General features: G+C 69.4%; 15 protein-coding genes and 1 pseudogene. 14 read left to right on the plus strand and 2 right to left on the minus strand.

Translation table 11 applies throughout. The features are described from left to right. Nucleotides 1-212 precede the first annotated feature (212 nt). Entirely contained in the window at nt 213-1,235 is a 1,023-nt protein-coding gene (locus CEP50_RS07475) for an MBL fold metallo-hydrolase (protein WP_106113204.1), read from the plus strand. On the opposite strand, the gene CEP50_RS07480 is transcribed toward CEP50_RS07475, so the two are convergent. Then, nucleotides 1,220-2,275, minus strand: a complete 1,056-nt coding sequence (locus CEP50_RS07480) for a DUF3533 domain-containing protein (RefSeq protein ID WP_106113205.1) — start codon at nt 2,273-2,275, stop codon at nt 1,220-1,222. The genes CEP50_RS07475 and CEP50_RS07480 overlap by 16 nt on opposite strands. Before the next feature lie 367 nt (nt 2,276-2,642). Between CEP50_RS07480 and CEP50_RS07485 the strand changes: the two genes are divergently transcribed. From CEP50_RS07485 to CEP50_RS07525, 10 genes and pseudogenes are all read left to right on the plus strand, one after another. Beyond that, the gene (locus tag CEP50_RS07485; protein ID WP_019854136.1) at nt 2,643-2,846 is read left to right on the plus strand and encodes a cold-shock protein; all 204 of its coding nucleotides are present in this window, start codon (nt 2,643-2,645) and stop codon (nt 2,844-2,846) included. A gap of 197 nt (nt 2,847-3,043) precedes the next feature. Beyond that, nucleotides 3,044-3,790, plus strand: a complete 747-nt coding sequence (locus CEP50_RS07490; RefSeq protein WP_106113206.1) for a hypothetical protein — start codon at nt 3,044-3,046, stop codon at nt 3,788-3,790. Nucleotides 3,791-4,115: 325 nt separating this feature from the next. Beyond that, nucleotides 4,116-5,135 (plus strand): NAD(P)-dependent oxidoreductase, encoded by a 1,020-nt coding sequence (locus tag CEP50_RS07495; protein ID WP_106113207.1) that lies wholly within the window; start codon nt 4,116-4,118, stop codon nt 5,133-5,135. Continuing rightward, complete coding sequence (locus CEP50_RS07500) at nt 5,132-6,271, plus strand: DUF1015 family protein (protein WP_106113208.1); 1,140 nt, start codon at nt 5,132-5,134, stop codon at nt 6,269-6,271. Before CEP50_RS07495 ends, CEP50_RS07500 begins: the two co-directional genes overlap by 4 nt. 142 nt (nt 6,272-6,413) lie before the next feature. After that, nucleotides 6,414-6,695 (plus strand): annotated as a pseudogene (locus CEP50_RS20865) (non-homologous end-joining DNA ligase); the annotation flags it as partial. 89 nt (nt 6,696-6,784) lie between these two features. After that, a complete protein-coding gene (locus tag CEP50_RS20515) occupies nt 6,785-7,399 on the plus strand; it encodes an ATP dependent DNA ligase (RefSeq protein ID WP_106113209.1) in 615 nt (204 codons plus the stop codon). Continuing rightward, nucleotides 7,396-8,310, plus strand: coding sequence for a non-homologous end-joining DNA ligase (gene ligD / locus CEP50_RS07510; RefSeq protein ID WP_106113210.1), 915 nt, complete (start codon nt 7,396-7,398; stop codon nt 8,308-8,310). The genes CEP50_RS20515 and ligD overlap by 4 nt, the downstream gene beginning before the upstream one ends. 78 nt (nt 8,311-8,388) lie before the next feature. Further along, the gene (locus CEP50_RS07515) at nt 8,389-8,685 is read left to right on the plus strand and encodes a hypothetical protein (protein ID WP_106113211.1); all 297 of its coding nucleotides are present in this window, start codon (nt 8,389-8,391) and stop codon (nt 8,683-8,685) included. A gap of 93 nt (nt 8,686-8,778) precedes the next feature. Further along, nucleotides 8,779-8,967 (plus strand): hypothetical protein, encoded by a 189-nt coding sequence (locus tag CEP50_RS07520; RefSeq protein ID WP_106113212.1) that lies wholly within the window; start codon nt 8,779-8,781, stop codon nt 8,965-8,967. After that, the gene (locus tag CEP50_RS07525) at nt 8,964-9,380 is read left to right on the plus strand and encodes a CBS domain-containing protein (protein ID WP_106113213.1); all 417 of its coding nucleotides are present in this window, start codon (nt 8,964-8,966) and stop codon (nt 9,378-9,380) included. Before CEP50_RS07520 ends, CEP50_RS07525 begins: the two co-directional genes overlap by 4 nt. Nucleotides 9,381-9,410: 30 nt before the next feature. Here the strand turns inward: CEP50_RS07525 and CEP50_RS07530 are convergent, their stop codons facing one another. Continuing rightward, nucleotides 9,411-10,433, minus strand: a complete 1,023-nt coding sequence (locus CEP50_RS07530; protein ID WP_181188266.1) for a VIT1/CCC1 transporter family protein — start codon at nt 10,431-10,433, stop codon at nt 9,411-9,413. Between the two features lie 275 nt (nt 10,434-10,708). Here CEP50_RS07530 and CEP50_RS07535 point away from each other — a divergent pair, with 275 nt between their 5' ends. From CEP50_RS07535 to CEP50_RS07545, 3 genes are all read left to right on the plus strand, one after another. Then, nucleotides 10,709-11,920 (plus strand): cobalamin-independent methionine synthase II family protein, encoded by a 1,212-nt coding sequence (locus CEP50_RS07535; RefSeq protein WP_106113214.1) that lies wholly within the window; start codon nt 10,709-10,711, stop codon nt 11,918-11,920. A gap of 83 nt (nt 11,921-12,003) precedes the next feature. Beyond that, nucleotides 12,004-12,939: a helix-turn-helix domain-containing protein gene (locus CEP50_RS07540; protein ID WP_106113215.1), complete on the plus strand. Its 936-nt coding sequence runs from the start codon at nt 12,004-12,006 to the stop codon at nt 12,937-12,939. 108 nt (nt 12,940-13,047) lie between these two features. Beyond that, on the plus strand, nt 13,048-13,929 hold the full coding sequence (locus tag CEP50_RS07545) for an intradiol ring-cleavage dioxygenase (protein ID WP_258174994.1): 882 nt from the start codon (nt 13,048-13,050) through the stop codon (nt 13,927-13,929). Nucleotides 13,930-13,954: the final 25 nt, after the last annotated feature.

Below are 13,954 nucleotides of genomic sequence, written 5' to 3' on the forward strand. Positions count from 1 at the left end.
CTCACCGGATGTCGACCGGCCGAACCGTCTCGACTCTCCACCCGTGGCCGATCCACGGTCGTCCCCTCAGGATATTCGCCGCGGACGTGGGCGAGCCCCCACCGTCGCCCGGAGGAGGCCCACGCGCCCGGTGACGTGCGTCGCACTCCCTCGATCACCTACCGACCGTATGGTATGCCTGCCGACCATCAGTCCGTCCCACGGAGGTGCTCGTGTCCGACACAGCATGGACCCACCCGGGTGCCCACGAGGTCTCCCCCGGGGTGTACCGGATACCGCTGCCGATGCCCAGCGACGGACTGCGCGCCGTCAACGTGTACGCGCTGTGGGACACCGACGGGCTCGCCCTGATCGACGGAGGTTGGGCGCTGCCCGAGTCCCGAAGGCTGTTGGGAGAGGCGCTGGAGACACTGGGGGCGCGTCCGGCGGACATCACCAGAGTACTGGTCACCCACGTGCACCGGGACCACTACACCCAGGCGATCGCGCTGCGGGAGGAACTCGGCTGCCACGTCGCGCTCGGGGAGGGTGAGCGGGTCAACCTGGAACGGCTCGGCGCCCGGGACCACGTCCCCCTGGAACGACAACGCCGGGAACTGGTCGAGTGCGGGGCGGAGCGCGTACTCGACGAACTGGGCGCGGAGTTCGACACCCCGGCTCCGGAGCACGAACCCCACTGGCAGCAACCGGACGAATGGCTCAGCGACGGCACCGAACTCGTCCTCGCCGGACGCACGCTCCGCGTGGTGAGCACTCCGGGACACACTCGGGGACACGTGGTGTTCCACGACGAGGACAACGGTCTGGTGTTCACGGGAGACCACGTACTGCCCGCCATCACCCCGTCGGTGGGTCTCGAACAGGCTCCCGGCCCTCTCCCCCTGCGGGACTACCTCGACTCGCTGCACCTGGTGCGGAAACTGCCCGACGACCGGATACTGCCCGCCCACGGTCCCGTGCACGACAGCCTGCACTCCCGGGTGGACGAACTGCTCTCCCACCACCAGCGACGGCTCGACACCATGGCCGCCACCGTGGAGCGGGGAACGAGCACCGCATACGAGACCGCCCGCGCCCTGAACTGGACCCGACACGAGCGCACGCTGGACGAGCTGGACGTCTTCAGCAGGATCCTGGCCGTGCTGGAGACCTCGGCGCACCTGAAACTGCTGGTCAGTCAGCGGCGCCTGGCCAGCGAACGGAGAGAGGGAGTGTTGCGCTACTCCTGTCGGTGATGTTTTCCGTGCGCCGTGCCACCGTCCTCCCGCGTCGAGGCCGGGACGGTGGCACGACGTGCGCGCAACACGGCACCGAGCAGCGCCACCACGGTTCCCCCCAGCGCGTAAGCGGCTATGACCAGCACGTCGCCGGTCACATGGTGGGACCCGAAGTAGACGATGTTGCGCACCGCGTCCGTTCCAGCCCCGTTCGGCAGGGCGGTGCTGATCTCCCGCCAGAAGGCGGGCAGCAGTTCGGGGGCGTAGGCACCGCCCGCACTCGGGTTGCCCAGCACCACGAAGAGCAACACCGTAAGACCGATCCCCACCACCCCGAACAGCACCTGCAAGGCCATGGTCACCGCGGCGGCCGCGAACACCAGCAACGCTCCCAGCAACCACAGTCGGATCGGGTGTCCGGTGAGCGCTCCCAGCAGCGGACCGACGACCAGTGCACCCCCCAGACCGGAGAGCACCGCGTAGACCGCCACCGAGACGAGCCGGATCGCCGCCCGGCTCGGGTTGGCCGGCAGAGCACCGCGCGCCACCCCCAGCAACGAGGCCACGAGGTAGCCGCCGACCGTCCACCCCACCACCAGGTAGAAACCGGTCAGCCCCCGGGAGTCCCCGCTCTGGACCGGTACCACGTCGCTGACCTCCAGCTGTCGCCCTTGTCGGGCCGCCATCCCACCGAGGACGCTCCGCACCGCCTCGGCCTTGGCCGAACCCCCGGCGGTGGCCAACAACAACCGGTCCGCGGGCTCGGAGGGACGGAGCACGTACACGGCCGCCGTCTCCCCGGAGGTGAGCGCCTCCCGACCGGCCCGCGGGTCGGAAGCCGTCCGCGCCCGCAACGGTTCGTCCGGCAAGGCGTTGATCCTGTCGACCATGCTGTCCGCGGCTGCCTCGGGGCCCGTCACCCGCACGGACAACCGGTGCGGTGAGGGATCGTGGAAGGCTCCCACATAGGACAGAATGAATCCCATCTGCAACAACAGCACCCCGACAATCAGCAGGAACGTCCGGAACGAGACGGCGTCCCGCACCTCGCCCGCCACCCTTCTCCTCGGGGCACTCCGCGTCCCGCCCGAGGTCCGCGTGTCGCCTTCCGGATCACCCACGCTTGTGACACCTCCCGCACGAGGAGCCGTCGGCACCTGTCGGTCATCACTGTGCACGACACGAAGGAGTTCGGCCGGGCGACACCCCGCTCGCCTCCGTGATGTCGGAACGGGTTTCGGTGTGTAGGATGACGCCAGGTCGTTTTCTGAGTCGTGTCACACGCACGTTCGCAGATGTTTGGTGCGGGCGAGCCGCTGTCTTTGGTGTAGCTGGAGTAGGCGCCGTCTGAGATCCACGACCGAGGGTGGCCGCGCGAGGGACGGTCACCGGTGACCTGCAGTCAGCTCCCGGAAGGAGACAGCCATGCCCCAAGGCACCGTGAAGTGGTTCAGCTCGGAGAAGGGCTTCGGTTTCATCGCCCCGGACGAGGGTGGCCCGGACGTGTTCGTGCACTATTCCGCGATCGACGCCCCCGGCTTCCGTACGCTGGACGAGGCTCAGCAGGTGGAGTACACGGTCAGCCAGGGGTCGAAGGGACCGCAGGCCGACACCGTCCGTGCTCTCTGAGGGCCTCTCCCCGAATTCGTAACCGCGTGGGTGAGCGTCTCCGGCGCGAGACGCTCACCCACGCGTGTTCGTGCGGTCACACACCCGGGCGTATTTCCCACATCACGGGAAAAACACGGGCTCACGCCCCCTTTCGCCCTGTTCTGTGACGTGGATCGCGGCACCACCGGATTTCGTCGGGTAGACGTGGACGACCGATGGTCGCCCCACACTTCCGAACGGACTCGACGGTGGTCGAGCCGTTCCGCGACGCCGAGTACCCCGAGAATCCCTACCCGGGAGCTCGCCCCGACTGCTCCTTCGTCCACGTCGACGGGACGGGTTATCCGGTCCTTCCCGACGGGACGGCCCCCTCCGGATGGCGGGTGGTGACGGACACCGAGCGCCCCTGTCTGAACCACTGGCTCGCGACGCGAGGGGCCACTCCCCTCCACCGACGTCGCCCCGTGCTCGCCTACGGCTCGAACGTCTGTCCGGAGAAGATCAGCTGGTTGCGTTCCGAGCTGGGACTGGCCGGCCCGGCCGTGGTCCTCCGGGCGAGCTGCATCGACATGGCCGCCGTGTGGTCAGCCGGACTGCGTCCTCGGGACGGGCAGCGTCCCGCCGTGCTCGCCTCGGCACCGGGAACGGTCGAGCAGCACGCGGTCTGGTACGCGACCGCTCAGCAACGGCGGGTGCTCGACCGCTGCGAGGGCCGGGGACGGCGTTACCGGCTGGTCCGGCTGCACCGATCACACCCCGTCCGCTTGGACGACGGTACCGAACCCGAACGGCTGCTCGCCTACACCGCGGCGGACCGGGGGATGACCCCGCTGCTCGTCGACGGCGCTCCGGTCCGCTGTTCCGAGGTGGAGCAGTACGGTGCGCTCGCGCTGGACGGGACTCCGGCGGTGGGCGACGGTCTTCGCTGCACCGAGATCGTGGGGGAACCCGCCCCGCGCTGAGCACGTCCCCCTCCGGCTCTCACCGCCGCGCTCCGTCCGGGCCGGCGGCTCCCTCCCTCGCCTCCGTGGTCGTTCACCCGGAGACCGCGTGATCTTCATGCTGTCGGGCGAGTTCGTCTCCCGAAGTGGGGCGCAGCTGTTGACGTCCTCCCTCAACACGGCCAACATTGCGTTATAAGCAATACTTTGCGCGATAAGCAACAATTTTTGGCCATCGTTACTCACGTGGCTCGCGCGGACACGGCTCTCGGGTCACCGGCCCAGGCGCGGTGCGACCACCGAAACCACTCGCGGGAGGCCCGACCGATTCACGAGGGAGCAGCCGATGAGGATTCTTGTCGCCGACGCCTTCCCGGAAGACTCCCTGACCGCGCTCACCGAGTCGGGGGATGAGTGCCGCTACCTGCCGGAGACCACCCCCGAACAACTCGGGGAGTCCCTGCGAGGCTGCGAGGTTCTCGTCGTCCGCAGCACGCGGGTGCCCGCGCCGGTGTTCGCCGAGGCCGACGCGCTGCGGTTGGTCATCAGAGCGGGTTCCGGCACCAACACCATCGACCGTGCCGCCGCGGGCGAACACGGTGTCCGCGTGTGCAACGTGCCCGGCAGGAACTCCACGGCCGTGGCCGAACTCGCGTTCGCCCTGCTGCTCGCGCTGGACCGCAACATCGCCGACAACGTCGCCGACCTGCGTGCGGGACGCTGGGACAAACGACGCTACTCCCGGGCGCGCGGAATTCACGGGCGCAGGGTCGGCGTGCTCGGGCTCGGGGACATCGGACTGGAGTTCGCCGCCCGGGCCGCCGCCTTCGGGACCCACGTCCACGCGGTGGACAAACCCGGCCGCGACCCGGAAACCCTCGAACGGGCCCGTTCCCTCGGCATCACCTTCCTCCCCAACACCGAGGAACTCGTCAGCACCTGCGACGTGCTCTCCCTGCACCTGCCGCTCACGGAGGAGACCCGCAGGCTGGTCGACCACGAGCTGCTCTCCCGGGTACGACCGGGAACGATCCTGCTCAACACCGCACGCGGAGAACTCGTCGACGAGGACGCCCTCATCGAGGCCATGGAGACCAAGGGGGTTCGCGCGGGTATCGACGTGTTCACGCACGAACCGGAAACGGCCACGGGCACCGTCGAGTCACGGCTGGCGAGCCACCCCAATGTCTACGGAACCCACCACATCGGGGCCTCGACCGAGCAGGCCCAGCGGGCCGTGGCGGCCGAGGTCGTCCGCATGGTCGAAGCCTTCCGGAACGGGACGGTGCTGCACTGCGTCAACGAGGACAGTCTGCGTAGCAGCCGGTCGACGCGGACGACCGCTCCCACCGGTGGTGCATCATGAGCGCCCCGCAACGACAGAGTCCCGGTGCCGTCACGGAAGCCGGGATCGAGGGGATCACCGTACGCCCGCCCCGGGCCTCGGTGATCGCCCCGCACGTGGTCGAGTCACTGGACGGATGTCTGGACCCGAACCGGGTACGCACCCTGCTGGAGACGGGGGGCTACGTCCGCCCGATGCTTCCCGCCGTGCTGGTGTACCGGCTGCGCAGCGGACGCCACGAACAGACGGGGGTCGTGGTCGAGGTCTCACTCGAGGACTACCGCAACGGGCGTATCCGACGTCACGAGGCCACCCGGCCGGACCGGGAACGCCGTATCGCCGAACTCACCGAAGCGAGCGGCGCCGAACAGATGCCGGTGATGCTCACCCATCCGGACCTGCCCGCACTCGCTTCCTCCCTGCGGGATACGACCCGACACACCCCGGACGTGGGCACCCTCTCCTCCGGCGGGGTGGAACACAGCGTCTGGATACGCCGGGACGCCGAGCTGGCCGAATTGGTGCAGCGCGAACTGGGAACCCTGTCGAGGGTGTACATCGCCGACGGTCACCACCGGATGGCCGTGGCGGAGCGCCGCTCGCGAACACGGCAGCACCGTGACACCGACACCCGCTCGTTCACCCTGGCCGCCCTGTTCCCGGGCAGCGAGATGCGGGTGCTCGGATACCACCGCTGCCTGCCGGAGCCCCCCGGTCTGTCCACGTCGGAGGTACTGAACGTGCTGGCCGAGCACCCCACCGTGGCCCGGGTGGAGGAGTGTCCGCGCCACGCCCCGAGCAACCCGGCACCCGGTATGGTGCTCCTGCGACTGCACGACCGGTGTTTCCGCCTGTGGCTGGATCCCTCGGGCTCACCGGACCGCTCGGTCCGCGGGACGTTGGACGCGGTGGTGCTGGACGAGCAGCTGTACCCGTACGTGGCACGTCTGGTGGACTCGGCGGGCTCCACCGCTTCGGCGGAGCCCTCGGGAACGCGGTGCTGGTGCGCCTCCAGGAACGCGGTCTGTTTCGTTCCCCGCCCTCCCGACGTCGAGCAGATCATGGCCGTCTCCGACACGGGCGCGGTGATGCCCCCGAAGTCCACCTGCTTCGACCCCAAGACGGCCCCGGGGCTGTTCGTCCGCGAACTGAACTAGACCGCGCTCGTTTCGCCACCGACCACGACGGGTAACCCGACCGTACGCGGAACGGGTCCGGCCCGGGCACGGGGAACGGCGTCGCCCGTCCTGCGGAAGGGGACGCTGACCCGGACACGGGCGTCGAGCAGGGGACAGCACGGTGAACACGCTGTTCGAGGAACTCAGCGCGGAGGGCCGCGCGGCACTGCGGCGAGGAGCTCCCTCCGGCCAGGAGGATCCGGCACTGGCCACGCTCACGCACCACCCTTTCGACCATCCCGACCGGACCTTCGAGCCGAAGCTGCACGGACAACGCTGTCTGATCCTCAAGGAGGGCTGCCGGGTACGGATCCGCTCCCGAGGTGGCACGACGCTGGACGAGACGTATCCGGAGATCCACGAGGCCGTCCGCCGGCTGGTCGTGCCGGACGGCGAGATCGTCGCCTTCGCGGGAAGGACCACGAGTTTCGGCCGACTGCGACAACGGAGCCCACAGGATGCCCCGGAACAAGGGGGAGAACGGAGATCCCGGTGTACTGCTACCTGTTCGACGTGCCGTACGTGGCCGGCTACGACCTCACCTCGATGGCCCTGCTCGAACGCAAGAGGATGCTGGCCCGCACCACCCGGTTCACCGATCCGTTGCGCTGGACTCCTTACGAGAACGGCCGCGGAACGCGGTACCACCGGCGGTCCTGCGAAGCGGGCTGGGAGGGCACACTGGCCGAGGGCGCCACCGCCGCCTACCTCCACGACCGCTCCCGCAACTGGCTGAAGTTCACGTGTGTGGCCACTCAGGAGCTGGTGATCGGGGGTTTCACCGAGCCGACCGGGAGTCGCCCCGCCCTCGGGGCACTGCTCGTCGGCTATCACGAACGGGGGCGGCTCGTCTACGCCGGGAAAGTCGGAACGGGATTCGACCAGCACTCCCTGCGGGGTCTGCGGGAACGGCTCGACCGGTTGGAACGCCGGGACGGTCCCTTCGCCGAGGAACCCGAGGCGAACGAGGTCCGCTGGGTGGAGCCGAGACTGGTCGTCAGCGTCGCCTTCACCGAGTGGACCGAGGACGGAAAACTGCGGCATCCGAGCTACCAGGGGCTCCGCGAGGACAAGGACCCCGCCGATGTGGTCAGGGAGGTGGGATGAGCGGCAGGACCATCCAGCTCGGCGGGCACCGGGTCGAGGTGTCCAGGGCCGACAAGGTGCTGTTCCCCCGGGACGGGCTCACCAAGGGCGACATCGCGGAGTACTACCACCGGGTAGGTTCCACCCTCGTGCGGTACACGAAGGACCGCCCCCTGGCCTCGGAACGGTATCCGGACGGCATCGAGGGACAACGGATCTTCCAGAAGAACGTGTCCGCGCGGACCCCGGGGTGGGTCCGTCGTGTCGAGGTGCCCAAAAGGGAGGGTGGGCGCAACATCCAGGTGGTCTGCGAGGAACCCGACACACTGGTCCACCTGGCCGACCAGGGGGTCCTGACCCCGCACGTGTGGCTGTCCCGAACCGACGACCTCGAACGTCCGGACCGGATGGTGTTCGACCTGGATCCCTCCGACAACGGGGTCGAGGAACTCCGTTCCGCGGCCCACCACACCCGGAGGCTCCTCGAGGAGGTCGGGCTTCCCGCCTTCGTCATGACCACCGGCTCCCGGGGCTTCCACGTACTCGTCCCCCTCCGACGCGAGGACACCTTCCACCGGGTGCGCGAGTTCGCCCGGGGGATCGCCACGGTGCTGTCCGAGCGGAGTCCCGAGCTGCTGACCGTCGAGCAGCGCAAGGAGGACCGGGCGGGACGGGTCTTCGTGGACTACCTGCGCAACTCCTACGCGCAGACCACCGTCGCCCCCTACTCGGTACGCGCCAGGGACACGGCCCCGGTGGCCACGCCGATCTCCTGGCGCGAACTGGACGAGGTCGGTCCCCGCGGGTTCACTCTCGGCGACGTTCCGGAACGGCTGGCCACCCACGGCGACGAGTGGTCCGGCATCGGGAACCGGGCCACCTCGCTCACCCGCCCGCGCCGACGTCTCGCGGAACTTCGTTCCGGATCCTGAACGAGCGAGTGCCCGGGACCACGGTCACGCACGGTGGGTGTTCGTTTCACTCGGCCGCACCATGGAAACACCGACCGTGTGAGCGACGACGAGAAGGACACCGGCAGGGGAAGAGAGCACTACGAGAAGGGACTTCCCGGATACCACGACGTGCTGGGACGACTGACCGGAGCGCCTCCCGCGTTGAGCGCCCTCACGCTGCGACTGTGGCTGGCGGCTTTCGGGGCCGTCTTCTGCCTCGGTTCGGGAGTGACGCTGCTCGTGACCATCGCGCCGCTGCGGTGGTTCGGATGGCTGCTCGTGGTGCTGGGGGTCGTGGCGGTGGTCGACCTGGCGTGGGTGGCGCACCGCAAGCGACGCGGGGAACCCGGGTGACGGCGGGGAGACACCGGCGGGTTTCGAGCCGCTCGGTCTGGGAAATCCACGAGGGTGACGGGGAACGCACCCACCCGAGGCCCGGAGACTCCGATGAGCACCACGAGAACCGCACCTCCCCTGCGGGAGGACGTCGAACTGGCCGACCCGCGCCAACTTCCCGACGACGGTCTCGGGCAGAGTCCCGGCCTCGAGACGATCTGGCTGCGGACACCTCACCCCGCCACCGACACCCGGCCGCAAGTCGATCACTCGGCCACGGACAACGGAGGTGCAACATGAGCACGGCGCGCGAGGTGATGCAACCGAACCCCGAGTGCGTCCGCACTGAGGAGACCGCGGCGGACGCGGCTCGGAAGATGGCCCGGCTCGGGGTGGGAGCGTTGCCCATCTGCGGCAAGGACAACAAGGTCAAGGGCGTGGTCACCGACCGCGACCTGGTCATCAAGGTCGTCGCCCAGGGCAGGGATGCGGGAACCTTCCCCGCCGGGGACCTCAACCAGCAGGAGGCCGTGACGATCGGCGCCGACGACTCCTCAGAGGAGGCGCTGCGTCTGATGAGCGCGCACCGGATCCGCAGGCTTCCCGTCATCGACCAGCAGCGTCTGGTCGGCATCATCGCCGTCTCCGACCTGGCTCGCAGCGTTCCGGAACCACGGGTGGGCGACCTCATGGAGTCACTCTCGGCGAGCTGAACGGCGAGGACCGGCCCGCGCCGGAGGCAGTCACCCACCGGTGAGCACCCCGAAAGCGGTGCCGAGCAGATAGGTGGAGCCCGCCGCCGCCACACCGATGGCCAGCTGTCGCAGCGCACGCGAGGAGGGAGCACCACCGGACAGCACTCCGACGACGGCACCGGTGAGCAACAACGCCGCTCCGCTCAAGGCGCCCGCCACGAACACGGCACCGAGTCCGTGCAGTCCCAGGAGGAAGGGCACCACGGGCAACAACGCCCCCACCGCGAAGGCGACGAAGCTCGACGAGGCGGCCCCCGCCGCGCTGCCCACCGCCTCACCGGCGGCCCCGTCCCCCTCCGCGGTGGGCAGCCCGCCGGCGGAGTTCCGCAACACGGCGGCGGCGCTGCGCTCGGCCTCCTCGGCGGACAGCCCGCGGGCACGGTACACCAGGGCCAGTTCGTTGGCGTTCACGTCGAGGTGCGCCACGAAGCCGTGGGTTCTTTCGTCCGGACGCGCGGCCGCGAGCAGTTCACGCTGGGAACTGACCGAGACGTACTCCCCCGCCGCCATGGACAGCGCCCCGGCCAGCAAACCGGAGAGCCCGGTCAGCAGCACCACCGTGGTCGTGGCTCCGCCGCCGATCACCCCGAGCACCAGCGCGAAGTTACTCACCAGACCGTCGTTGACCCCGAACACGGCGGCACGCAAGGTCCCGGACATGCGGGCACGACCGCGCGCTGCCAGTGCCCGGACCACCTCACCGTGGACGCGCTCGTCGGCCTCCATCGCCGCGGTGGCGTTCTCCTCGGAGCCGTAGGAGGAACGGTTCTCGGCGCGCTGGACCAGGGCCAGGACGAAAATCCACCCGAACCACCGGGCCAGCAGGGCCAGTGTCCTCATGCGCAGGGTGGCCCCGCGGGGTTTCGCCTCCGGCCCCAGCAGCTTCCTCCAGTGCCCGGCGTGACGCTGCTCCGCCTCGGCCAGTTCGAGCAGGATCTCGCGTTCCACGCCCTGCCTGCGATCGGCGAGTTCGCGGTAGACCCTGGACTCCGCCAACTCGTCGGCCAGCATCCTGCGCCACGCCCGGATCTCGGCACGACGCGAGCGGCGACGTCCCGAAACACCCCTGTCGACCACGACCCGATGCTCGCACCGGCCGGACGGTTCCGCCGTCCGTGTGCACCTCACTTGCGGTCCGGACCGCAAGTTCGTCGACACCGGAACGGGAAACACCCGTGGCCCTCCCCTGTCCACGCGGCGATGAGCTGCGGTGTTCGTCGTTGTTTGCCTTTCCTGCCCGGAACGGAGAGATTGGCCGCACCGCACCCGGAGAAAGGAACGCGACAGTGCGCTCCAGCAGCGATCGAATCCTGACCACCCAGGTGGGCAGTCTCCCCCGCCCGGACGATGTTCTCGAACTCAACCGGCACCGTGCCGAGGGATCCATCACCGAGCAGCGTTATCGGAACGGTCTGGAACGGGCGACCACGGACCTCGTCGAACGACAGCGTCGCATCGGGCTGGACGTCGTCGGCGACGGGGAGTTCGGCAAGGCCATGACCCAGAAAGTGGACTACGGTGCCTGGTGGTCCTACTCGTTCCAGCGTCTCGGCGGGCTGGAGCTGGAGGACGTGTCCCTGTTCGACATCACCCACCGGACCTCGAGGGAGGGAGACATCACCCTCGGCAGCTTCGGCGACCGACGTGACCGTGCTCTTTTCGCCGACGCCTACGCCGACCCCACCTCCGGTGTGTTCACCAACGGCGGACCCGCGATGGCTCCGGTGTGCCGGGGCCCGCTGACCTACGTGGGGTACGAGGCCCTCCACACCGACATCGCCCGGTTCACGAGGGCCCTGGACGAGTCCGGGGTGGACGAGGGCTTCATGACGTCGATCGGGCCGGGAAGCTGCTCGCGGATCGGGAACGAGTACTACGAGGACGAGGAGGAGTTCCTCTACGCCTGCGCCGAGGCCATGCGGGAGGAGTACAAGGCGATCATCGACGCCGGTCTGATCCTGCAGGTGGACGATCCGGCCATCGCGGAGAACTGGGACCAGATCAACCCGGAACCCTCGGTCGAGGCCTACAAACGGTTCACCATGAGCCGTGTGGAGGCCCTGAACCACGCGCTCCGGGGCCTTCCGAAGGACCGCATCCGTTTCCACCTGTGTTGGGGGAGTTGGCACGGTCCCCACGTCACGGATCTGCCCATGCGGGATCTGGTCGACGTGCTGCTGGCGATCGACGTGCGGGCCTACGCCTTCGAGGCGGGCAACGTCCGTCACGAGCACGAGTGGAAGGTGTGGCGGGACGTCACGCTTCCGGAGGGGAAGTTGCTGCTTCCCGGAGTGGTCAGCCACGCCACCAATGTGGTCGAACACCCGGAGCTCGTGGCCGACCGCATCGTCACATTCGCCGAGTGCGTCGGGCGGGAGAACGTGTTGGCCTCCACCGACTGCGGGCTGGGAGGACGGCTGCACCCCCAGATCGCCTGGGCGAAACTCGAGGCGCTGCGCCAGGGGGCCGACCTGGCCACCGAGCGCCTGTGGTCCTGACCCGTCCCGGGAGGCGAAGGGCGGGCTCCGAAGGTCCCTCCGCCCGGTTTTCCGCACGACCGACCACCTGGTATCGACGTCTCATGAACACGACCTCGTTCGGCTCGCGAAAACCACTGTCGGTGTCGCAGCGGGAGCGGAACGAGCTGGTGCGCTGGATCGGCCTTCCCTCCACACCGCAGGCGGTGGTGCTGCGCTGCCGTATCGTGCTCGCCTGCGCCCGTGGCTCCAGTGACGCCGCCGTCGCCCGGGAACTGGGAGTCTCCGCACAGTCGGTGGGCAAATGGCGACGGCGTTTCCTGGAGGGTGGTGTGGCCGCGCTCCGGGACCGCCCGCGTTCGGGAGCACCGCGTTCCCTGTCCTCGGGACAGGTCCGGAGCGTGCTGGAGGCGGCGTTGACCGAGCCCCCTCCGAACGGTCTGCGGTGGAGCAAACGTTCCCTGGCCGCCAGGACGGGAGTCTCCCCCTCCTCCGTGGTGCGCATCCTGCGGCGGGCGGGTGTCACTCCCCCGCGTACGGAGGAGGAACACCGGCGGACTCCCACTGGATGGAGCGCCCTGTATGTCGCGCCTCCGGAGTCGGTCATGGCGGTGGCCGTGGACGAGCGGTCCGACCCCGAGAACGGGGCGGGCAGAGTGTTCGTTCCCGTCGAGGACTGCGGAGAGCGGGGCCTGCGTTCCGAGCTGGCGACACGCCTGTCCCGCCGTGACGTTCCGGAGCGGGGCGGGGAGCTCGCCGCCTTCCTGCGTGACCTGGCACGTCAGGTTTCCGGGCCGTACGACGTCCATCTCGTCTGCCACGGTCACGGAACCCACAAGATCGAGGCGATCCGCCGGTGGCAGGAGCAGCACCCCGGTCGGCACCTGCATTTCACCCCCACCAAGGAGCTGTGGATCAGGCTGGTGGAGCGGTACTTCCTCCCACCACACGGCGGGGAGCAGGGCAGCCCGCTGGGGATGCTGGCCGAGGCCGTCCGCAGCTGTTCCCGCGGGCCGCTCACCTGGTTCCGTCCCCGTTGACCCGGCCGTGGTGATCCGGTCGGCCACCTCCGCACGGGCCGGGCGGTTGCGCGAACTTGTGGTCCACCGCGCTGGGCCCCTCGCGGCGGAGCACCTACCGTGCCGGTCATGGTCGAACAGGACTCCGAGAACGGCCCCCCACGACAGTCGCGGGAATCCACCCGCGCGACGACCACGCGACGCGGGATCCTGGCCGCGTTCGGCGGGCTCGGCCTCGGCACGGCCGCGGCCGCGCTCGGTGGCTCCGGTTCCGTGGTCACCGCGGACGCCGAATCCGCGGGACCCGCCGGAGGCGTTCCCTCCTGCGTCCTGGCTCCCGAACAGATGGAGGGCCCGTACTACCTGGACTACCGCATTCTGCGCGAGGACATCACCGAGGACCGACGCGGGGCGGGGCTGCTGTTGGACGTCGTCGTGGTGGACGCGGTCGACTGCTCCCCGCTGCCGGGCATCGCCGTGGACGTCTGGCACTGCGACGCGCTGGGCGTCTACTCCTCCTACACCGGCTACGGAAACGACGAACCGCCCCCGCTGGACGAGGACGGTCACGCCCCACCGACCGACGACACGACCTGGCTGCGCGGTGTCCGGCTCACCGACTCCGAGGGGGTCGCGAGTTTCCGCAGCATCGTCCCCGGCTGGTACCGGGGACGCACCGTCCACATCCACGTCAAGACGATCACCGGTGGACACCGTTCGGACGGCGTGTGGGAGGGCGGGCACACCTCGCACACGGGACAGCTCTACTTTCCCGAGTCCTTCAACTCCCACCTCGCCCGCCTGTGGCCGTACTCGGGCAACACCGTCCCCAGAACCACCAACGAGCAGGACCTGCTCTACAACAGTGGTGACGAGGGACCGATGACCCTGCTCGACCTCGAACCGGCTCCTCCCCCGTTCCCCCCGGGGACGACACGGGCGCGGGTGGTGCTGGGAATCGACCCCACCGCCACCCCGCCACCGGAGGGAATGCCGGAACGTACCCGCTGAAACCGGGAAACGTCCGTGGTCCGGC

This window comes from Actinopolyspora mortivallis (assembly GCF_003001495.1).
GTDB classification, from domain to species: domain Bacteria; phylum Actinomycetota; class Actinomycetes; order Mycobacteriales; family Pseudonocardiaceae; genus Actinopolyspora; species Actinopolyspora mortivallis_A.